At 67.0% G+C, this 21,254-nt stretch carries 18 protein-coding genes and 1 pseudogene; 13 read left to right on the top strand and 6 right to left on the bottom strand.

Features of this window, described 5'->3' with window-relative positions:
- Positions 1-278: 278 nt before the first annotated feature.
- From EW117_RS23680 to EW117_RS23670, 3 genes are read right to left on the bottom strand one after another with little or no spacing between them, the layout of a single operon-like run.
- On the bottom strand, positions 279-1,130 hold the full coding sequence (locus tag EW117_RS23680; protein WP_129789149.1) for an FAD-dependent oxidoreductase: 852 nt from the start codon (positions 1,128-1,130) through the stop codon (positions 279-281).
- Positions 1,127-1,693, bottom strand: coding sequence for a cysteine hydrolase family protein (locus tag EW117_RS23675; RefSeq protein ID WP_129789167.1), 567 nt, complete (start codon positions 1,691-1,693; stop codon positions 1,127-1,129). Before EW117_RS23675 ends, EW117_RS23680 begins: the two co-directional genes overlap by 4 nt.
- Before the next feature lie 5 nt (positions 1,694-1,698).
- Positions 1,699-2,850 (bottom strand): helix-turn-helix domain-containing protein, encoded by a 1,152-nt coding sequence (locus EW117_RS23670; protein WP_129789148.1) that lies wholly within the window; start codon positions 2,848-2,850, stop codon positions 1,699-1,701.
- Here EW117_RS23670 and EW117_RS23665 point away from each other — a divergent pair.
- The 4 genes and pseudogenes from EW117_RS23665 to tyrS all read left to right on the top strand — a co-directional run bounded on the left by EW117_RS23665 (position 2,840) and on the right by tyrS (position 7,360).
- Positions 2,840-4,267: a Gfo/Idh/MocA family protein gene (locus EW117_RS23665; RefSeq protein WP_207212013.1), complete on the top strand. Its 1,428-nt coding sequence runs from the start codon at positions 2,840-2,842 to the stop codon at positions 4,265-4,267. The genes EW117_RS23670 and EW117_RS23665 overlap by 11 nt on opposite strands.
- Positions 4,264-5,517 carry a DegT/DnrJ/EryC1/StrS family aminotransferase gene (locus tag EW117_RS23660; RefSeq protein WP_129789147.1) on the top strand — a complete coding sequence of 418 codons (1,254 nt, stop codon included), beginning with the start codon at positions 4,264-4,266 and terminating at the stop codon, positions 5,515-5,517. The genes EW117_RS23665 and EW117_RS23660 overlap by 4 nt, the downstream gene beginning before the upstream one ends.
- Entirely contained in the window at positions 5,514-5,975 is a 462-nt protein-coding gene (locus tag EW117_RS23655) for an NUDIX domain-containing protein (protein ID WP_129789146.1), read from the top strand. Before EW117_RS23660 ends, EW117_RS23655 begins: the two co-directional genes overlap by 4 nt.
- A pseudogene (gene tyrS, locus EW117_RS23650) lies at positions 5,972-7,360 on the top strand (tyrosine--tRNA ligase). The gene EW117_RS23655 and the pseudogene tyrS overlap by 4 nt, the downstream one beginning before the upstream one ends.
- 193 nt (positions 7,361-7,553) lie before the next feature.
- On the opposite strand, the gene EW117_RS23645 reads toward tyrS, so the two are convergent.
- Positions 7,554-8,447, bottom strand: a complete 894-nt coding sequence (locus EW117_RS23645) for an aminoglycoside phosphotransferase family protein (protein WP_129789145.1) — start codon at positions 8,445-8,447, stop codon at positions 7,554-7,556.
- Between the two features lie 38 nt (positions 8,448-8,485).
- Between EW117_RS23645 and EW117_RS23640 the strand changes: the two genes are divergently transcribed.
- The gene (locus tag EW117_RS23640) at positions 8,486-9,517 is read left to right on the top strand and encodes a 1-aminocyclopropane-1-carboxylate deaminase/D-cysteine desulfhydrase (RefSeq protein WP_242504494.1); all 1,032 of its coding nucleotides are present in this window, start codon (positions 8,486-8,488) and stop codon (positions 9,515-9,517) included.
- A gap of 19 nt (positions 9,518-9,536) precedes the next feature.
- Here the strand turns inward: EW117_RS23640 and EW117_RS23635 are convergent, their stop codons facing one another.
- Positions 9,537-10,793, bottom strand: a complete 1,257-nt coding sequence (locus tag EW117_RS23635; protein WP_129789144.1) for a hypothetical protein — start codon at positions 10,791-10,793, stop codon at positions 9,537-9,539.
- Between EW117_RS23635 and EW117_RS23630 the strand changes: the two genes are divergently transcribed.
- The 7 genes from EW117_RS23630 to EW117_RS23600 all read left to right on the top strand — a co-directional run bounded on the left by EW117_RS23630 (position 10,783) and on the right by EW117_RS23600 (position 17,753).
- The gene (locus tag EW117_RS23630; RefSeq protein ID WP_242504493.1) at positions 10,783-12,249 is read left to right on the top strand and encodes an HAD family hydrolase; all 1,467 of its coding nucleotides are present in this window, start codon (positions 10,783-10,785) and stop codon (positions 12,247-12,249) included. The two genes, EW117_RS23635 and EW117_RS23630, sit on opposite strands and share 11 nt — an antisense overlap.
- A gap of 88 nt (positions 12,250-12,337) precedes the next feature.
- Positions 12,338-14,164, top strand: coding sequence for an albusnodin/ikarugamycin family macrolactam cyclase (locus tag EW117_RS23625; RefSeq protein ID WP_129789143.1), 1,827 nt, complete (start codon positions 12,338-12,340; stop codon positions 14,162-14,164).
- Complete coding sequence (locus EW117_RS23620) at positions 14,161-14,763, top strand: lasso peptide biosynthesis B2 protein (RefSeq protein WP_129789142.1); 603 nt, start codon at positions 14,161-14,163, stop codon at positions 14,761-14,763. The genes EW117_RS23625 and EW117_RS23620 overlap by 4 nt, the downstream gene beginning before the upstream one ends.
- 5 nt (positions 14,764-14,768) lie before the next feature.
- Positions 14,769-15,386 carry a GNAT family N-acetyltransferase gene (locus EW117_RS23615; RefSeq protein ID WP_242504492.1) on the top strand — a complete coding sequence of 206 codons (618 nt, stop codon included), beginning with the start codon at positions 14,769-14,771 and terminating at the stop codon, positions 15,384-15,386.
- Positions 15,387-15,460: 74 nt separating this feature from the next.
- Positions 15,461-16,123, top strand: a complete 663-nt coding sequence (locus EW117_RS23610; protein WP_242504491.1) for a GNAT family N-acetyltransferase — start codon at positions 15,461-15,463, stop codon at positions 16,121-16,123.
- Positions 16,086-17,333: a class I SAM-dependent methyltransferase gene (locus EW117_RS23605; protein WP_129789140.1), complete on the top strand. Its 1,248-nt coding sequence runs from the start codon at positions 16,086-16,088 to the stop codon at positions 17,331-17,333. Before EW117_RS23610 ends, EW117_RS23605 begins: the two co-directional genes overlap by 38 nt.
- 99 nt (positions 17,334-17,432) lie before the next feature.
- Entirely contained in the window at positions 17,433-17,753 is a 321-nt protein-coding gene (locus tag EW117_RS23600) for a hypothetical protein (protein ID WP_129789139.1), read from the top strand.
- Positions 17,754-17,901: 148 nt separating this feature from the next.
- Here EW117_RS23600 and metG read toward each other — a convergent pair whose 3' ends face one another.
- Positions 17,902-19,623: a methionine--tRNA ligase gene (metG, locus tag EW117_RS23595; RefSeq protein WP_129789138.1), complete on the bottom strand. Its 1,722-nt coding sequence runs from the start codon at positions 19,621-19,623 to the stop codon at positions 17,902-17,904.
- A 220-nt stretch (positions 19,624-19,843) separates the two neighbouring features.
- Between metG and aroA the strand changes: the two genes are divergently transcribed.
- Positions 19,844-21,214 carry a 3-phosphoshikimate 1-carboxyvinyltransferase gene (gene aroA, locus EW117_RS23590; protein WP_340641109.1) on the top strand — a complete coding sequence of 457 codons (1,371 nt, stop codon included), beginning with the start codon at positions 19,844-19,846 and terminating at the stop codon, positions 21,212-21,214.
- Positions 21,215-21,254: the final 40 nt, after the last annotated feature.

Below are 21,254 nucleotides of genomic sequence, written 5' to 3'. Positions count from 1 at the left end.
GTCGTGGTTTGTTGTGTTGTGGCTGTTGTGTGCTTAGTTGTGTGTATATGGCATTTGGCTATGTTTGTGATGCATGGCTTGGGTGTGCTGGTGCTGCTCTGTGGCGTGTCTGGCGCGGGCCGGAGACGCGGCCCTCACCGACGCCGCCCGCCGATGTCCCCCACCGCCCGTCCAGGTTGCCTGGCGATCCTGTGCCACGCGACGGCGAGCGGCCTCGGTACGGTCACCGTTGCAGGCGACGATGCGCTCATGGCTTGCGCCGTTGGATCGGAGTGGTCTTAACGTCGCATCGCGTAATAGGCGTCCAGTGCTGCTTCGGCGCCCGATCCCATCGCCGTCTGGACGCGTTGGCCGCAGGCCGAGCGCAAGTCGCCTGCGATATGCACTCGGGAGTGCTGGCCTGCCACCGGGCAGTAGCCATCCGGGTCTCGGACTATTCCGTCGAGAGCGATGGGTGTGACTCCGATGTTGGTAAAGGTCTGGTCGCCGCACAGGTCGCCGGGCTGTGCGATCCCCTCCGCGTCGAGGGTCAGCACGTCTACGGGGATCAGGGTGACCCGTGGATCACGGGCGATTTCCTCGGTCTTGTAGACGTCGGACGACGGGTGGGGGACCAGCAGCGCGACGTCGAGGTCAGGGTTAGCACGCAGGAAGGTGCCGAGGGGCCGGTCGGCGCCAAGGACGAGCCAGGTCTGACCTACCGCGTCGGTCGGATCGGCGTCCGTGAGAGGCGGTAGCGTCAGGGGAGCGGTGGTGGTGATCCACGGTGCGTCGTGCGGCTGGACCGGCTTGACGCCCGTCGCCACGACGACGTGCTGTCCGGTGACGCGTTCGCCGTTCGCCAATGTCACGCTGACGGAACGGTCGCGGGCCTCGACGCTGGTGGCCTTGCCCCGCACGACCTGAGGAGCCGCGCGTGCGACGTCGGCAAGGACTGCCGTGGCGAGGCTCGGTCCGGTCCGGTGCCCGCCGAGGACGTTGTCCGTCGCCGCGATATGCCACAAAGCACCGCCGAGGCGGTCCCGCGGCTCGATGATGGTGCAGTTGATTCCGACGCTCGCGGCCATGACCGCGGCGGCGCATCCGGCAGGCCCTCCGCCGATGATGACCAGCTCGGCGCCCAGCTTCATCGATCGGCTCCGGTGCGGTCGATCGATTCCAGCAGGGTGGAGCTGGTGATGAGTTGGTTCCGCCCGATCAGACGCCGAGCGACGGTGAGGCCGGCGTTATGAGTCTCGGGTCCGGCGTCGCTCGCGCAGGCGTCGGTGACGATCCATGGGCCGTACCCGTTCTCGAACGCGTCGGCCGCGGACTTCAGGACGCAGCTTTCGGTAGCGATGCCGCAGAAGACCAGGTCTCTCCAGCCCTGTTCGCGCACCAGCGCGGCGCCTTCATTGCTGAAGAGCGTGTAGCCGAGCTTGTCGATGACAGGGTGTCCGACGGCGAGGGGCTGGAGTTCGGGGACGAGATCGATCTCGGGTGAGTCCATGAGGCGTGACCAGGAGAAGTACTTCTCGTACGCACTGCCCGGCTGGTTGAGGTAGCGGGTGAACACGACCGGAAGTCCCCGTGTGGTCCACGCAGCGATGAGGTCGACGATGGCTCCGACAGCATGCCTGCTGTGCTGGTTGACGAAGCCGTTCTGGACGTCCACGACGACCAGCGCGGGGTTATGGAGCTGGGTGTTGGTCATGCTGGTCACCGCCGGTCTTCTCGAAGGGCCGCTTGTGCTGCGGGCAGGATCTCGGTCAGTCCGCTGGTCTTCACGATGGCCTCTCTCATAAGACGGTGCTGGGCCGTTTCCAGCGGTCGCGCGGATGTCAGGCGGGAATGCGCCGCACGCAGGAAGCGCCACCCGTACCTCTCGGGGACGTCGGGGTCGCGGCCGTTCTCCACGGATTGCTGGATGTGCGCCGCGTAGCACCACACGAGTTGTGCGAGCACCTCGGCCTCGACCAGTTCCTCGACCGTCAGTGCCCGTTCCGGAGCAAGCGGGTGGTACGAGATTCCCGACCAGCCGACGAATCCCGCAGCGATTCCATGCACACCGATCCGCGCGACTTCAGGATGGACGAAGCCGGACGACAAGAGCGCCTCCTCGGCGTCTGGACCGAGAGACTTCACGTTGCCGGGGTTGCTGCGGTCGACCAGAGGCGACGGTGTCGCGATCAGCTGCAGAGCGGTCTCGTACTGAGGCTCGTCCCAGGGATGCTCATGGAGCCAGTAGGCCGAAAAGACATACTCCGGCCTAAGGCCAGCGGTTCCGTTCGTGTCCAGGAGCTCCGTCAATTTCTGAGCCGCCCACGATGGATCTGTCACGTAGGTGCGATACCGCCATTCGGCAAGGTCTGAAATCGTGTCCGGTCTCCGTGACTGAACGACGTGGAAGAGAACGACACCGCACGGATGCACGTACAGGGAGCACCGGTCTGCGTCCGGATGGTCGACAGGCGCTAATCCCGCGTGCAGCACGCCTGCGGCGGTCTCCAGCCCGATCCGCTTCATGAGCCGTTCAGCCAGATAGTGCCCGATGAAGACGGGCATGAACTTGTGGGAGTCGACGTGGAGCTCGCCCACCCCTGACGTACTGACACGACCAAGGCGCACACGGCTGGGCGCCGCTCGGCCGTGGAAACGTTCACGCTCCTCATCGGTGGCGCGCGCCAGTGCGGTGTCAAGGAGAGCCTGCGTCTCCGGCCGCGGAACATAGTCAGTGCCACCGGACTCCCACTTGGCTACGGCGCGATCACTTACTCCGAGGTGCTCGGCGAAGAGTCGCTGCGTCATGCGAAGCGCCTCTCGGAGCTGCTTGGTCTCGCGGCCGGTCCACCGATGCACAGTGCCTGTCATCGTTCCCCCACATCAGCCCTCACAACAGACCCTGACCTCCGACGTTCGGCAGCAGTTCAGCGCCGGTTCGGCAATGGTGCCCGAATCAGGCGAGGGCGTCACGCGGACATGCAGACGGCGCTCGCAGCTGCGCGTTCCCGGCTGGCGCCCAGGCCGATCCGGTTCAGCGAGTGTTCGGGTGGGGTGCTGTGGGCGGTCGTTCCCAACCAGGGGTGCCCCCGTGAGGCTGGTCACACGCAACTGCACCATCCGAACACCGGCCGGAAGGAGCGCCACCGTGAACCAGCACACCAGGCAGGGTCCGCTGACTACTACCGAGAAGAGGTTGCCCAAGACCTCCGGAGGCATGTCGAACCGCCTCGTTGACCCGACTGCGAATGTTCTTCTCGGGACCGCCTCGCCGCTGGCGGTATCACCGTCGAACCGACGGTTCCGCGCGGCGATGGTCGGCCTTGGCAAGCAGGGCCGCGAGGACCACCTGCCGGCTCTCGCCGCGAGCCCTTCGGTCGATCTGGTCGCCGTCTGCGATGCAGACGACAAGGCTGTCGCACTCGTCGAGTCCGAGTACCACGTACCCGGGTACACCAACGTCGTCGACTTGCTGGACGGCGAAGACCTGGACTTCGTTGTCGTCGCCGTTCCCCATCACGCTGGGCGTGACGTGGTCCTTGCCGCTGCCGCACACGGCGTGCACGTGCTCAAGGAGAAGCCGCTGGCGACGAGCCTGGACGAGGCACAGGAGATCACGGAGGCGTGCCAGGCAGCAGGGATCGAGCTGATGGTGACGCTCCAGCGCCGGTTCAATCCCGTCTACACGACGTTCCCGCAGCTGTACGACCAGATCGGTGAACCGTTCCTGTTCGAGGCCTCGTACACGATGGCGGTGGACCCGTCCTCCGGCTGGCGCGGCAGCAACCGCCTCGCCGGCGGTGGCTGCATCATCGACATGGGCTATCACATCATCGACACCCTGCTGTGGTACTTCGGGATGCCCGACCACGTCCTCGCCCACACCGCGGCCGTCGCCCGTCCCGAGCTCGACTACGACGCCGAGGACACCGCAGTCCTCCACTTGTCCTACGACAGCGGCTTGTTCGGCACCGTGCTTCTGTCGCGATGCATCGCACCCAAGACGGAGGTCATCCGAGCAATCGGAACACGCGGCTCGGTGGTCCTCGAGCGTGGACGCATCCGTCGCCTGGACAACGACGGGACCGCCGTCGAGGCCCTTGCTAGGGAGAACGCTTGGCCCTCGGCCGCGGCGGCACAGCTCGATCACTTCCGTCGGGTTCTGATGGACCAGCGTCCCAACGTCTCTGGCGCCGAGGCACACCTGGCGCATGCCGCAGTCGTCACCGCCGCCTACGCATCGGCCGCGAGCGGCCAGATGGTTGACCCGAAGGAACTGATCGCATGACGCACGCACTCGCGTTCCACGGCGGTACGCCGGTCATCGACCTGCCGCTGCCGCACGTGCCCTGGCCCCTGGTCGACGACGTCACGATCGCTGCGGTGACCACGCAGCTCCTCACGGCGACCTCGATCCCGGACCGTTCAGGAGTGATCGCGGACCTAGAGGATCGGCTCGCGGAGTACTTCGGCGTGCGCTACGCAGTGCTCGCCAGTTCCGGCACCGCAGCCCTGCACTCCGCGTACGCGGCTCTCGGACTCGGCGATGGAGACGAGGTGATCGTCCCGGCGTACACATTCCACGCCACGGCCACTCCGCTCTTCCACCTACGGGCCAGGCCAGTGCTGGTCGACTGCGACCTGCTCGGCAACATCGATCCCAAGATGGTTGAGGCGGCGATCACCCCCGCGACCAAGGCGATCGTCGTGACGCACATGTGGGGGGTGCCGGCCCAGCTGGAGAGGCTCGTGGCCATCGCGGACAGCCATGGTCTCGATCTGGTCGAGGACGGCTCCCACGCCCACGGTGCGACCTACGACGGCCGCAAGGTCGGGTCCTTCGGCAAGGCGGCCGCGTTCAGCATGAACGGTCCCAAGCCACTGTCCGCCGGTGAGGGCGGGTTCGTCCTGACCGATGACGAGGAGACCTACTACCGGACGCTCCTGCACGGGCAGTACAACAAGAGATGCCGCACCGAGATCCCGAAGGACCACCCGCTCAGCGCTTATGCGGTCACCGGCATGGGCCTCAAGCTACGCATCCATCCCCTGGCTGCGGCGCTCGCATCCGATCAGCTCGATCATCTCGATGCTCGGCTGGTCGGCCGCCGTCGGATCGCCGACCGGATGCTCGCAGACCTTCGGGACGTGCCAGGGCTTGGCATACCAGAGGTGCCGGACGGGATCGAGCCGTCCTGGTACGCACTCGCGCTGACGCTCGATGTTGCCGAGATCGGGGTTGACCCAGGCATCGCGCTCAGGGCACTGCACGCCGAGGGCCTGCTGGAGATCGATCAGCCTGGCTCCACCCGGCCGATGAACGAGCACGCGTTGTTCTCTCGACCTGAAGGGCTGTTCCCGCAGGTGGGAGGCGACTGGCCTCGCTATCGTGAGGGCCAGTTCCCCAACGCGGAGCGGCTGCATCGCACCACCGTCAAGTTTCCGGTGCCGCACGATGACGGCCCGGTCGCGGACGGATACGTTCGCGGCATCACCAAGGTACTGACCCACGCACATCTGCTTCAGGAGGATCTATGACCGGCCTGCCCACCACTGACGATCTCACCGCACAGGATGCTGCTGACGGTATCCAGCAGCAGGTCGTCGGTGCCGTGATCCAGGACGGCGAGCGGGTGCTGCTGCTCCGTCGTCCCCTCGACGACTTCCGGGGCGGGACCTGGGAGCTGCCCTCCGGAAAGGTGGACCCAGGCGAGAGCCTCGATGACGCACTGGTTCGGGAGGTCGCTGAGGAGACCGGCCTGACCGTCTCGGGCGTGTCGACTTATCTCGGCGCCTTCGAGTACACGAGTGGCTCCGGCAAACGCACGAGGCAGCACACCTGGGCGGTCATCGTCGAGCCCGGGGAAGTGAACCTCACCGAACACGACGAGTACGCATGGGCACTGTCCGGTGAGAAGCCGGTGAGCGAGGATGTGCTGAAGGTCTTGGCTCAGGTGCCACTTTCCGGTGTCGGTTCGACGGCCACCGGACCATGACCCGCCTCGCCCAGTCCGTCCAGACCGCCACCACGCTGCTGCGCGGAGCGGACCTGGCCGGCTATCAGGCGGTCACCGACCTGCTCACCGAGACAACGGCCCGCCGCACGATGGACCTGTCGGACCTCTCACCGTCCGAGCAGGCCGAGCTGATCGCAGCCCGCACCCAGCAGCTCCAGCCGTCCACGGCTGCGCTCGCCGAGCGCGTCGCCAAGGCCGCTGCCGAGGATCGGAAGTTCATCGCGAAGTTCGGCATCGACCCGACCGGCTCCGAGGTCCACCTCGGCCACTCCGTGCCGATGGTGCTGCTGTCCCGGTTCCAGCGGATGGGCCATTAGGTCGTCTTCATCGTCGGCGACGTCACCGCGAAGATCGGCGACCCCTCGGGGCGGTCCGACGAGCGCCCGGCGCTGACCGACGAGGACATCGCCCGGAACCTGGGGACCTACAAGGATCAGGTCACCCCGTTCTTCGACTTCTCGCACGCCCAGTTTCGCTACAACGGCGACTGGCTGCGCGACGTGAAGCTTCCGCAGATCATCGAGATCCTCGCGAAGATTCCGGTCTCGATGCCGCTGCAGCGCGAGGACTTCCGCAAGCGGCTCGAGGCTGGCCAGGGGCTATCGATGGCCGAGCTGATCTACTCCGTCGTCATGGCATTGGACTCGGTCGAGATCAACAGTGACCTGGAGATCGGCGGGATCGACCAGTTCCTCAACATGCAGATGGGCCGCAAGGTCATGGAGATCTGCGGCCAGACCCCTGAGATTGTCGCGGCGACCTCGCTCATCGAGGGCACCGACAGCACAGGCGCGAAGATGTCCAAGTCGCTGGGCAATTACGTGCCTGTCGCGGCGCCGGCCGGCGAGATCTTCGGCAAGCTCATGTCTGTGCCGGACCGGCTGGTCGAGCCGTACTTCCGCGCACTTTCGGAATGGACCGATGCCGAGCTCGCCGTCGTCACAGAGCGGCTCGAGGCCGGGACCCTGCACCCGATGGACCTGAAGAAGATCCTCGCGGGCGAGGTCACCGCCGCGATCCACGGCGTCGACGCCGCGATGAAGGCCCGTGAAGAGTTCACCGCCCAGTTCTCGAAGCGCAACTTCAGCGACGTCTCTGACCTCCCGGTCGTGGCTGACCTCAACCTCCCGGTCACCGAGATCGTGAAGGGCCTCGGATTCGCGAAGTCGAACGGCGATGTGCGTCGCGTCGCAGAACAGAATGGACTGCGGATCGTCGTCGAGACCGATAGTGGACAGGAGCAGACGACGCTGACGCCCGACGACGCCCGCGAGAGCCTGGCGACGGTGCTCGCGGAGGTCGACACGACCGCGGGCGAGGTCTTCCTCAAGGTCGGCCGCAAGCTGGCCAAGATCGCCGGCTGAGTCGATGGTCGGCGGTGCCGGGGGGGAAGTTCCGGGCCGTCGTCTTCGATCTCTTCGGAACTCTGGTCGCGGCGCCGACCGCCGCCGACCGCTCCTCGGCGGCAGCCGTTCTCGCGGCTGCCGCCGGGCGACCGGTGGCGGGACGTCGTGGGCTACGGTCCGCACGCGACGTCGTCCCACCACCCACCAACTCTCATCGGTAGCGGTGCCACCTCGCCGACATGTCCCCAGCTTGGAGGGTGTCGAACCGGTGGCGCCACTCCGGCTGCAGACCGGGATTCGTCCCTAGCACGGGAAGAACGCTGGTAACAAGCTGCAACTCGCGCAGGTGGCGAAACACAGGAAAGCCGGGCCAGTCGAGCAGGTCTGTGCCATAGGTGGCGGCGAATCTGGGGTACGCGTCCGGGGGTGGTGTGAGGCGGAGGTGCCCGACGGCGATCGGTGTCAGGTCCCATTCGCGAGGTCCGACCGCGGCGGAGTCGAAGTCGCACACCACCGGCCCGTCGGGGCTGGGGATGAGATTGCCGGTGTGCGCATCGCCGTGCAGCGGCCCAGGCGGCAGGACCGGCTCGATGTCCTTGAGCTGTTCATCAACCTCGTTGATCTGCTCTTCGAGGAAGGTGTGCTCGTTATCGGTCAGAGTGGTCGCGGCGGCAAGTCGAGCGCGAACGGAGGCGACTTGATCCCATTGCGGTAGACCGGGTGGCGCATCGGTGATGGCATGCAGCCGCCGTAGGAGTTGGCCGAGGTCCTCGGGCGTTGCTGGTGCTCCCCCGTCGGGCACGAGATGCCAGGTTGTGACCGCGCGCCTGTCGACGTATAGGGGCTGAGCGACCTCCTCGACAAGCCGGACCGCGGGCACGTCGTGCTCGGCGAGCCACCTCGCCAAGGTCACGCCGCGGGCCGCCTTGTCAGAGACGGGCTTGGAACCTGCGATGCGAAGAACCAGCCCCGGACCGTCAAGCGCGAAGACGGCACTGTTGGTGAACTTGATCAGCCTGGCCTCGTCGGTGTCCAGTCCAACGATCTCGCCGACGCGTTTGAGGACGGCTTGGAAGATCTGGGCGTCGGGCGAGAGGTACGGCATCGTCGTGGTCCCTGGTCGAGCATCATCTGGATCCGGCAGTGCGGGTCGCCGGCGGCGTCGCGGTTCAGCGTAGCGACGTCGTCGACCATCTCGACCAGGCGTTTCGCACCCCGCTGTCGTCTACTGTGGCAGCACCCGTTCGGATCGGTGTCATGGAGGTCGTCGGCATGAGCACTGCGAAGGCTCCCGACCTGCACCTGCCCTCGCCATTGACGGAGCTGCACGACGATCGCCTGTCCGCCGCGGACGTGCGGGTGCTGCTCAAGCGGGACGACCTGATCCACCCCGAACTGCCAGGCAACAAGTGGCGCAAACTGAAGTACAACCTGGCAGCCGCGCGCGACGAGGGAGCCCGCCGTCTGCTGACGTTCGGTGGCGCATACTCCAACCACATCCGGGCGGTAGCGGCGGCAGGCCAGATCTTCGGGTTCGACACGATCGGCGTGATCCGCGGGGAAGAACACCTCCCCCTTAATCCGTCGCTGCGGTTCGCCGTCGAGCGCGGTATGCAGCTGACCTACATGGACCGGACCACCTACCGCACCAAGACCACTGCGACGGTGATCGACTGTCTGCACCAACAGTTCGGGGACTTTTACCTGGTCCCCGAGGGTGGCAGCAACGCCCTCGCACTGCGGGGATGCGCCGAGCTGGTCGAGGAGATCGACCAGGACTTCGACGTCATCTGCTGCGCCAGCGGAACCGGCGGAACACTGGCCGGCATCGCCGCAGCTCTCCCGCCTTCGCGCACCGCGATGGGGTTCTCCGCGTTGAAAGGCGGCGATCTCCTGCGCGAAGACGTCGCTTCCCTCCAGCGCGACGCCTACGGTCGCGAGACGGCGAACTGGTCGATCGAGACTGGCTACCACTTCGGTGGGTTCGCCAAGACGAACGACGCTCTGCGCGCATTCATCGACGACTTCGACAGCAAGCACGGCTTGCGACTGGAATGGGTCTACGTCGCCAAGATGATGTACGGGCTGTTCGACCTGATCCAAGAGCGCCGGTTCCCGCCGGGCACGACCGTGGTCGCGGTCATCACGGGACCGGACTTCACAGCCGAAGGATGACCGACCGGCCATGTGATGGTCAGACTCGTTCGTGGTACCGACGCTGAACCGACTTCGCAGTGGACCCTTCTTCCCAGGTGAGCGTCCACTCGCCAGTGTTCACGGTGAAGTCGCGTCCGAACCCGAGCCAGCGCCCGCTCATGTGTCGACGACTCGGATCGATCACGAGTTGCAGAGCCCCGTGGTAAGTCGCGCCCCGGTAGTACCCGTCGGGCGCCGTCGTCTCGGTCCAGCTTCCAGTGGCGACGGGCGGGTCAAGCGCGAGCTCGATCCGTACCCGGGATCCGGTCGAGTGCGGCACGCTCTGAGCGATGAGCTTGTTCGCCGTCTGTCGAGCCACCAAGTAGTGCTCGTCGACCAGGTCCTCCTCTGCTCTCTTGCTGCGATACACGTACCGGCTGTGCCAGATCCCTTCGAAGCCATCCGCTGCGGTTGAGAGCGCAGTCGTGGGTGCGTCCGACGACGTCGGTCCGGTCAGCTCGGACGAGGCGACGGCGAGGGAAAGGCCGGCACTGAGCTTGAGCAGGAGGGAGCGCCGTTCATCCGGGCCACCGAGCCGGCGTGACCACTCGGTCGCAAGAGCGGCGATCTCCTGCATGTCGGCATGCTCCAGCCGCACTTTCAGGTCCTCGGTGGCTTCTTCGCCCGCGTCCCCAGCGTTCAATAGGACGGCGAGCTGGGCGACGTCGGACCATGCGGAATCGCTGTGGGCGTCGTCGCGTGATCGGAAGTTCGCGCAGTCGGCGACCAGGTCGGCAACGCTGCACTCGTACAGTTCTGCGAGGTGCGCCAGCACGTCCAACGACGGCGCGTGACCCGTGCGGCTGGGCCACAGCTCCCAGTACGAGAAGTTCTTGTCCGTCTTGGGGTCATCGGGCCAGCGCTGGTTCCAGTGGTCGGCGGCGTCGCGCTGACTCCAGTCTCGTGCCATCCGCAGTCCGGCGCGGAGGTTGACGTGGTACCGCTCGCGGAACGCTGTGGCGACCTGCACCCAGGTCTTGCGCTCGGCGCGCAGGGCCGCAGCTAGGTCCCGCTGCTCCTGTCGGACGCTCCTCGCCCCCATGCCCGGCCCCTCGTTCGATGTGGCTCCTACCGAACACTGTCCGGCGTCCGACCGCAAGATGTCCCGGTTGAACAGGGAGATTCTGAATCGCATGTTCACCGACCTGCGGGGTGTCTTGAGGCTCTGACCTGCGGTTTCGTAAAGGCACTGGATATTTGCCAGTCCCGCGTCGATTCCGCAGCCCGCCAAGGGAGCACTTCCGATGGCCCACACCCCAGCAAGCCCACCATGCACGAGATCAGTGACAACGCGCAGTGAGACCACCAGCGCCGCCTCGCGACACATGGTTGCCCTCGATATCGACGGAACCCTCCTTGGTCGTGACGGGAGGGTACCGACCGGGACGGTCGCGGCGCTGGACCTGGCCCGCGCGGCCGGGCACGAAGTGGTGCTGGCGACGGGTCGGTCTCTGGTAGGGCTGAGTCCAGTCGCCACGCAGCTCGGCCTGATCGACGGGTTTGCGGTGTGTTCGAACGGCGCTCTCACGGTGCGTCTGGACCGGGCTGTTGCCTCTGGCTACGTGATCCAGCATGCTCAGCGGTTCGATTTTGCACCTGTCATCCGCCGTGCTCTCGCTATTGCGCCCGGGGTCCGGATCGGCGTCGAGGACATCGGGTGGGGCTGGCAGGTGTCCGAGCCGTTCGAACCTGAGTTGCTGAACGGCGAGCAGAAGCACGTCCCAGTCGTGGACCTGTGCGCGATGCCGGCAACGCGGATCGCGCTGCACGGGCCAGGCATCAGCCGGCATGTCGAGGCCCTGGCTGCTGCGGGGGTGACGGTGATCCCTGGCGGGCAGGACTGGCTGGACCTGACAGCGCCCGGAACCGGAAAAGCACCCGCCCTGGAGCGCCTCCGCACCCAGCTCGGCATTGGGCCTGCGGGAACGGTTGCGCTCGGCGACGGGCACAACGACTTGGGAATGCTTGCCTGGGCTCGTCGCGGTGTCGCGATGGGACAGGCCTCCGAAGAGGTGCGACAGGCGGCGGACGAGGTCACCGGCACCATCGACCAGCACGGGGCCGCCACGGTTCTCCGCTCTCTGCTTCCCGACGACGGCCGGACGGATGCGCTCTCACCGCTCGCGGGGCAGCTCGCGGTCGCTGCTCACACCGCATCGGGCGTCATGGCCCTGCGGGTCTGGCACGAGGACCGCTCAGAGATATCGCGTTGCGACACCTGGGTCCTTCGTGACGGCGTCTGGGTACGGCACAGTCCGATCCCCTCTGGCACGGGGACGACCATGCGTGCGATCGAGCTCGCTGCTGGTGAAGCCGGTCTCAACTATCCACGCGGCGACGTCGGCCGACGCCGCGCGCACTGGCGCAGCGTGCACGACGGTCGAGGCCGGACCGGTTTCGCGCTGCCCCTGTACACGCGGCTCGATGCGCTGACCTCGACAGCCGCACACGGCGTCCTGCACTTACTCGACCGGTACCGGTCGGCCTATCGAGCAAGCCCGCCGGTTGCGGCCCCACAGTCGTCCGGGATCAACCCGGACCCGATGAGAGGAGAGATAGCAATGGAGAGCAACGCGAACACGACGGCGGCAATGGCGGTCGAGCCCATGGCCACGGAGCAGGAAGTGACTGACCTCGGCGACATCGTCACGCTCACGGAGGGCAGCAAGAAGAAGAAGGGTACCGAGGACAAGCGGTACACCTACCGCTGACCTGAACGATGGTGGCCCGGCCCTCTGGCCGGGCCACCACCGTCCGGCTCCTGACAGGTCTGGCACGACGAGTGCAGAGGGGATACAGATGCATTGGCTCGCGGGATCCTTCAGTGCGGGTAGTGCTTGGCGTCCGGCTGGCAGCGTGTCCGTCGACGGCGCGGCGGACCTCTGGCTGGTCGGCGACCCACCCCAAGCTTGGCTCCGCACCGCGAACGCTCCGATGCGGCGTGTCGTTGTCGTCGGGACGTGCGGCGCCGGCGATGACGAGCTGAACCGGCTTGCTTCATCCGGCGTTCCGGATGACGTCGCCCTACGGTGGCCGGGCGCGTACGCCGTCGTCGAGCAGACGAAGGTGGCTACGACCATCTGGACAGACCTGGCGTCCTCCGTCCCGGTCTACACCACGCTGCTCGACGGGACCGTGTACTGGGCGACGACGGCGCGCGGCCTGGCCGGGCTGACTGGCGCTGCTGTGAACAGCGAGCGCCTGGCGGTGGAGCTGCTCGCGCCAAGCAGCCCTCTCCTGGCAGGCATCACTACCTATTTCGAAGCGGTCGAGTTAGTGCCGGCCGGTCACCGTATGAGGGTCACCAGCAGCGAGACGACCGTGACCCGCGTGTGGTGGCCAGGTCAGGAGCCGAGTCCTGGGGCTTCACTCCGCGCGGAGCTCGACGCCGCTGTGGGGGTCCGGGTGGACGATGCCGTGTCGCCGTCGTCCGACCTGTCTGGCGGCCTCGACTCCAGCTCGCTCACGCTCCTGGCCGCACATCGACTCAGTCCCGACCGGTCCGTGGCTGCGTTCACGGTCCACGCACCGTTCGACCGTCCAGCGGGAGACCTGCGCTACGCCCTCGATGCGGCCGAGCGGCCTGGTGTCGCACACCACCTCCTCCCGCTGGAAGCAGGACATCTCCCCTACAGCAACTTGGACACCGTCCCGGCTACCGACGAACCGGCGCCATCGACACGGGCTTACGCCCGCTTCGCCCGTCAGATGACCGCGATGGTTGGCCGGGTGGGCACCGACGCGCATCTGACGGGTGACGGCGGGGACTCGCTGCTGGGCACGCCGGATGCGTGGATCGCCGATCTCTTCGCCGCCGGGCGGTACCGCGAGGCGTCCAATGAAGTAGTCCGCCTGGCCCGTATGCGCCGGCACTCACCGCGTCGGGTCCTGAGCGACGTCCTGGACTCCCTGCGTAGTGACCCCGCCGACGTGCTCTCGACGTGGGCCCGACTGGCCCGCGGGCAGGTTTCAAGTCCTCGAGCGGTCCGGCGCCTGAGGCAGTTGCTGCCGCTGCTCGACCAACAACTCTGGGCTACCCCCATGGCTCGGCACCACGCCGCAATACGCGCGGACCAGGCGGCCGAATCAGCCTTGCCTGCACCGACAGGACAACGGGCAGTCTGGGACGTCGTCGAGCAGATGGCCGAGGTCGGACGCACTGCCTACGCCAATGCTCAGCTCGCGGCCGAGTTTGGCGTCCACCTGCACAACCCGTTCGCGGACTCCCGCGTCATCGACTCCTACCTGTCCGGTGTCGCGGGACGGATGCCGAGCCCGGCCGCATACAAGCCGATACTTCGGGCAGAGATGGCCGGCATCCTGCCGACCTCGCTGCTGGCACGAACCACGAAGGGTGTCTACACCCCCGACTACCACCTCGGACTGCGCACCCACCTGAGCAATCTCAGCAGCATCGTCGACGGCCACCTCGCCGAACGCGGGCTGATCGACCCCGCGGGCTTGGTCAATGGCTTGCGACGGGCCGCGGCCGAACTCACCGGCGGACTCTGGCTCCTGGACGCCGCGATCACCTGTGAGACCTGGCTACGGGCTCACCACTCCACCCCGCTGCCCGCTTGGGAGAACATCAGAGAGAACGTCAGATCGGAGGCGCTCACACCATGATGCCCGCACCTGCCACCCCTGACGTACGGGTCTGCGCGTTCGACAGCGTGACCATCCGGATCGACTACGCGACCGGCCGCATCAGCGCTGCTACCGGCACCACGGCCGAAGCGTGGGCGCAGGCTCCCGGGGTCATCCAGGGAGCTCGCTGGGGTCTGTCGTTCGGCACCGATGAAGCCGACGTCGAACCTAGCCCTACGTCGCGACCCACCGTCCGCGACGGTGTCGCTGCTGCAGCGGCGCTCGTCATGACGCTCGCGGTCCGCTCGCTCGGCCCGGGCGAGCTAGCGATGTCACGGCTGACCGGCCTCGCTACGACGGCGGCCAACCTCACCGCCACGCCGTCGCCGGCCGACGAGGCGGAACGCGTGGTCTCCGCCGTCCGCTGGGCATCGCGCTGGGTGCCGTTCCGGGTCGCGTGCCTTGAGGAGTCCATCGCCGCCGTCCTGGTCCTCGCAGCACGTCGACGCGGAGTGACGTGGTGCCATGGCGTTGCGCCCGACCCGGTGCAGTTCCACGCTTGGGTCCAGGCTCATGGCTCCCCCGTCGCGGAGCCGCCGACCACGAACCGCTACACCGTCCTGCTCGCCATCCCTTGACCCACGTGGAGTTCATCATCAACGACACCGCCACCCCCGATCTGTGGCTGACCCACGACGGCGTCGGCCTCGGTCCGCTCCGCGCCGACCTCGCCGAGACCTACTGGCGCTGGGAGAACTCGCTGCCGGTCATGGCCGGCTACGCCCGGCAGGCCCCGGAGTCCCTCACCGAACGAAGCGCCGGTCTCGAAGCCCAGCTCGAAGGCAGCGCCGACCAGACCCGCTTCACCATCTATCGCCACCACGACGACACCTGGGCACCGGTCGGGATGACATCCCTGCTCATCGACGACCGCTACCGCACCGGCGAGTTCTTCATCTACATCGGCAACCCCGACCACCGCGGGCATGGCACTGGAACTATCGCGACCACGATGGTTCTGGACTGGGCCTTCCACGTCACCGCGCTGCGCTGCGTTTACCTCGAGGTCCTGGCCAACAACACTGCCGCCATCCGCGCCTATGAGAAGGCCGGGTTCCGCACTGTCGGCACCCGACGCCGCACCGGCTCCTGGCTCGGCCAGCCCGCCGACGAAGTCATCATGGACGCCGTCCCTGAGGAGTACACCGGACCGCGGCTGGTCGAGGCAGCCGTTCTCGGTAGCCAGCAGTCCCGACTATGACGAGCCCTACTCGGTCCGCCCTCAGCGCAGTCCTGCCGACGTTTGGACTGTGCGTCCGTTGGGATGACTTGGAGTTGCGCCAACCCGACGATGTCGAGCTGCTCGCGCTCGCCGGTCTCGCCGCCGATGGCGTGCACAATCCCGAGGTCGCCCCGTTCTCCTGGCCGTGGACCCGTGGCACCGACGAAGAGGTCAAGCGGAACGTCCTCGCCCACCAGTGGAAGAACCGTGGCCGGACCGCAGCCGACGACTGGGCACTGTCGCTTGCCGTCTTCAGGCACGGCGAGATCGTCGGGGTGCAACAGGTCTCTGCGAAGAACTTTCAGGTGACCCGCTCGGGACTTACCGGGTCCTGGCTCGGGCTTCGACACCATGGCCAGGGCATCGGCACCCGGATGCGGCTCATGGCGCTGCATCTCGCCTTCGAAGGACTCGACGCGGCAGAGATGGTCAGCGAGGCGTACGACGACAATCCTGCCTCGAACGCCGTGTCCCGTCGTCTCGGGTACACGGCAAACGGGTTGCGGATCACCGCTCGCGAAGGACACTCGGTCGTCGAGAACAGCTACCGCATGACCCGAGAGCAATGGGACGCACGCCCGGACGACCTGCGTTCCGAGATCGCGCTCGAAGGTGTCTCATCGGTTCGCCAACTGTTCGGGATCGATCAGCCGAAGCAATTGACTCACAGGGGGAAACATGACGCAGACCGATGCGAGGACCGGCAGTCAGGCTGAAGCGGCGTCGAGCTCCGATGCCTTGCGCGAGCGGATGATTGCTGAGCTCATCGAGTCCGGGGTTCTCACGGACCCTGCGATCGAGGCCGCGTTCCGGGCCGTTCCGCGCGAGGTGTTCGCACCGGCTGGCACTCCGGCCGAGCTGCCGTATGCGATCAACGATGTCGTCGAGACGAGGTTCAGTAACGACGGCAGGATCCTGTCCTCGCTGTCCGCGCCGGTGATGCACGCGGGGAACCTGCATCAGGCCCGGATCCAGGAAGGCCAGCGTGTGCTGGAGATCGGGTCCGGAGGCCCTAACGCGGCGATGCTCGCCCACCTCGTCGGACCGAGCGGCCATGTGGTGAGCGTCGACATCGACGAAGGAGTCACCGCCCGCACACGCGCCGGCCTCGAACGTCTCGGCCTGGCAGACCGCGTCGAGATCGTCACGGTCGACGCGTTCGAGCCTCTTGGCCGTGGTCTGTTCGACCGGATCATGGTCACCGTCTCCCCCTGGTCCCTGCCTCAGACGTGGGTCGAGCAGCTCGCGCCCGACGGGATCCTGGTCGTCCCCTTGGGGATCGCACCGGGACTGCAGCGGGTGATTGGACTGCGCAAGCGGGATGGCCGGCTGATCTCGGAGTCGACCGTGCCGGGCGGTTTCGTTCCGCTGCAGGGCACGGGGCTGTTCAACCCTCCGTCCGCCCGGCTGACGGGCCCGTCGGGCAAGCCGGTCACGTTCAGGTTCACCAGCGAGGTCCCGGAGCAGTTCGGGGTGTCGGACAACGTCCTGGCATCCGATCCAGTTGAGGCATGGTCCGGTGTGACCTACGAGAACGGCACCATCTGGCTCGACCTGCTCACCTTCCTCCTGGTCCAACCGGGTGCGTGCTCGATGGAGGCCGAGGATCCGGCCGACCGCGGCTCGGACAAGTCGTTCTACCCGGCCTTGGTCGATGGAGCGTCGTTCGCGGCCCTGCACCGCCGCCCCGCGACCGACACCACGGTCGAGGTCGGCGCGATCGGCAAAGGCCCCGACGCGAAGCGCCTCACTCGCCATCTCGCGGACACGATCGCCTGGTACGGGGCCGCCCACCGCGGCACCGAGCCGCTCTTCCAATGGTGGCCCACCAGCACCGAGCCCGGCGACGTGCCGCCGTCCGTGACAGTCCTGCCGCGCCCGCACGGCACGCTGACACTCAGCTGGCCTGTGGCGGAGCAGCTGTGACACGCCGATTCGCCCATCCGAGAACCGGACGATCGTCCCAACTGGGCAGACCCTCACCGAGTGAGAGGTGTGATCAACGCGTATGGCACGATCGGCCGCGTGACAAGGCTCAAGCTCTCGTCTGAGTGGTGGGGCAGCGACGACCCGGAGCCATCCGCGGAGGAGAGCTTCGCTGCAGTGCTTCACGAGATCGAGCAGGAGCTGAACCCTGAGCACGATCTGTACGGTCAGGTAGTGCGTGTTGAGGCGCGCTTCTGGCCGAGCGACGACGTCATCGTCAGCCTGGTTGACGGCACCTTTGCGCTGGTCCACCCGACATGGTCAGGGAAGGTTGAAACACTCCCCTGTCCTGATGCGATACGGCTCGGCGACGAGGCCGCGGCCTCTCAAGCGATCACGCTCTGGGAGTCGAACAGATGACGGCCCCGGCTCGACCGTCTGAGGGCGCCGTTACCCCACTCCAACCCCAATCTCGTGACGAAGGTCCGGATGACTAACGTCGTTCGAGAGTTGCTACGGTCGTCCTGCTGAGCGGAGCACCCAGGTGAGGGCGCTCCGCTCCACAGGATCAGTTGGTCTCGCCGGCGCCGAAGCGCTCGCGGAATCCTTCCAGGTCCTCGTCGCTGATCTTGGCGAACAGCACCGGGGGCACCGTGAACGCCGCCCCGGCGGGCACCGTGTCGAGCGAGGTCGCCGCCTCGGGCGTGACCCAGGTGGCGGTGTCGTCGTCGAGGGCGAACACCCCGCGCAGCGTCGCGGCGCTCTGCGGGATGAACGGCTCGGAGACCACGGCGTACAGGTGGATCAGGTTCATCGCGGTGCGCAGGGTGACGGCGGCCGCGGCCTCGTCCGTCTTGACCTGCTTCCACGGCTCCTTCTCGACCAGGTACGCGTTGCCCGCCGACCAGAGCGCACGCACGGCGTTCGCGGCCTTGCGGTACTGAAGGGCCTCCATGTGCTCCTCGAGCTCGGCCAGGAGCCGGGCGACCTCCGCCCCCAGCCTCGCCTCGGCCTCGCCCGGCTCGCCGCCCTCGGGAACGGTGTTCCCGAACCGCTTCGCGGAGAACGTCAGGACCCGGTTCACGAAGTTGCCCAGCGTGTCGGCCAGGTCCTTGTTCACGGTCCCTGCGAAGTGCTCCCAGGTGAACGACGAGTCGTCCGACTCCGGGGCGTTCGCGATCAGGAAGTACCGCCAGTAGTCGGACGGCAGGATCTCCAGGGCGGCGTCCGTGAAGACCCCGCGCTGCTGCGACGTCGAGAACTTGCCGCCGTAGTAGGTGAGCCAGCTGAAGCCCTTGACGTAGTCGACCATCGTCCACGGCTCGCGCACGCCGAGCTGCGTGGCGGGGAACATTACCGTGTGGAACGGGACGTTGTCCTTGGCCATGAACTGCGTGTAGCGCACGTCGGTGGCCTCGTACCACCAGGACTTCCAGTCGCGGGTCTCGCCCGCGCCCGCGGCGTCCGCCCATTCCTTCGTGGCGCCGACGTACTCGATCGGGGCGTCGAACCAGACGTAGAAGACCTTGCCCTCGGCCGCGAGCTCCGGCCACGTGTCGGCCGGGACCGGCACGCCCCACTCCAGATCGCGCGTGATCGCACGGTCGTGCAGGCCCTCGGCGAGCCACTTGCGCGCGATCGACGTCGACAGCAGCGGCCACTCCTTGCTGTTCTCGTCGATCCACGCCTCGACCTCGCCCTGCAGCTTCGACTGGAGCAGGAACAGGTGCTTGGTCTCGCGCACCTCGAGGTCGGTGGAGCCGCTGATCGCCGAGCGGGGGTTGATCAGGTCGGTGGGGTCCAGCACGCGGGTGCAGTTCTCGCACTGGTCGCCGCGCGCCTTGTCGTACCCGCAGTGCGGGCACGTGCCCTCGACGTACCGGTCGGGCAGGAACCGGCCGTCGACCGGCGAGTACACCTGCCGGATGGCGCGCTCCTCGATGAACCCGTTCTCCTGCAGGCGCCGCGCAAAGTGCTGCGTGATCTCCGCGTTCTGCTGCGACGAGCTGCGGCCGAAGTAGTCGAACCTCAGGCCGAAGCCGTCGTAGATCCCCTTCTGCGTCTCGTGCGCCTGCGCGCAGAACTCGGCAACCGGCTGGCCGGCCTTGGCCGCGGCGAGCTCCGCCGGCGTGCCGTGCTCGTCCGTGGCGCAGATGTACAGCACCTCGTGGCCGCGCTGGCGCAAGTAGCGCGCATAGACGTCGGCCGGGAGCATCGACCCGACCATGTTCCCCAGGTGCTTGATGCCGTTGATGTACGGAAGCGCACTGGTGACAAGGTGTCGAGCCATTGCTGGATGCTCCAAATCGTGGGTTCTGGTCACGGATCGCCACCAAGCACTGCTGCCCGGACGGCGACGAACAGGCATGCAGAGTTGGGAGGCGCCCGGGCTCAGGCTATTGGGCTCGTCCAATCGTAGAGATACCGCGCTACGAATTAGTGGCAGGTCCGTTCCACACAATCGAGGAGGAAGCGGTCGATGACCTCAGCACTCAAGCCAACTCGTAGCCGTGGTGTCGCGATGGGGCAGGGCTTGTCGGCCGGCCTCTGGCCGGCCGCGCAGCAGATTTCGTGCCCATGGCCTGCGGGACCGTTACCGTCGGGGCGTGACTGTGGTCGAGATCCCTGGTTCGAAGTCCATGACGGCGCGTGCGCTCTTCCTCGCCGCGGCGGCGGATGGTGACTCGACGCTGGTGAACCCGCTGGTCTCGGACGACACAGAGGCGTTCGTCGAGGGACTGCGGCTGCTCGGGTACCCGGTCGAGCAGGACACGTCGGAATGGGTGATCGGTGGAACGCCGGCTGGGCCGCCGCGCGAGACGGCCGAGGTGTTCACCCGCGACGGCGCGACGACGTCGCGCTTCCTGCCGTCGCTGGCAGCAACCGGTCACGGCCGGTACGCCTTCGACGCCTCCGCCCAGATGCGTCGGCGTCCGATGGCGCCCCTCACTCAGGCGCTCCGACAGCTAGGGGCGGACCTGGAATTCGGTGGTGAGCCCGACTACCATCCCCTGACCGTGAACGCCGTCGGGCTCGTCGGTGGCTCGGTCCGCCTGGACGCAGGGGCCTCGTCGCAGTTCCTCACGGCGCTGCTGCTGGCCGGGCCGTTGATGCGAAACGGGTTGACCGTCGAGGTCACCGACCTTGTCTCGCAGCCGTATGTCGCGATCACGACGGCGATGATGCGCGCGTTCGGCGTCGAGGTCACCCAGTCCGGGCGCACGTACCGCGTCGAACCGGGAACCTACACGGCACGGCGCTACGAGATCGAGCCGGACGCGTCGTCGGCAAGCTACTTCTTCGCGGCAGCGGCACTGTTGGGAGAGTCGGTCACCGTGCCCGGTCTCGGGGTCGATGCGTTGCAGGGCGACCTCGAGTTCGTAGACGTCCTCGCACGCATGGGCGCCAGCGTCGACAAGGGCGCCACGGCGACGACGGTCAGAGGCAAAGGCAGGCTCAGCGGGATTACCGTGAACATGCGCGATATCTCGGACACGATGCCCACGCTGGCGGCAATCGCACCCTTCGCCGAAGGCCCCACGCGGATCGTCGATGTGGCCAACACCCGGGTCAAGGAATGCGACCGGCTCGATGCCTGCGCCACGAACCTGCGCGCGATGGGGGTCCAGGTCGAGACCGGACCCGACTGGATCGAGATCCAGCCGGCCACGCCGCACCCGACCCAGATCCGCTGTTTTGACGACCACCGGATCGCCATGGCCTTCAGCGTCGCGGGCCTGCGGACGCCTGGCATGACGCTCGACAACCCAGGGTGCGTGAAGAAGACCTTCCCGACCTTCCATAGGTCCCTGGGCGACGTCGTCCACTCGTTCACCTCTCCGACCGAGTCAAGTGGTGCCGGAGTGTTGCGTCGTCAGTGATCATTTAGTCCAGGGCGTCGAACCCGTCGTTGTCGGCTTG

It is taken from the genome of Promicromonospora panici (assembly GCF_900608595.1).
Classification (GTDB): Bacteria; Actinomycetota; Actinomycetes; order Actinomycetales; family Cellulomonadaceae; genus Promicromonospora; species Promicromonospora panici.
The sequence above is the reverse complement of the archived record's forward strand: the minus strand, read 5'-3'. Positions and strand labels throughout refer to the sequence as shown.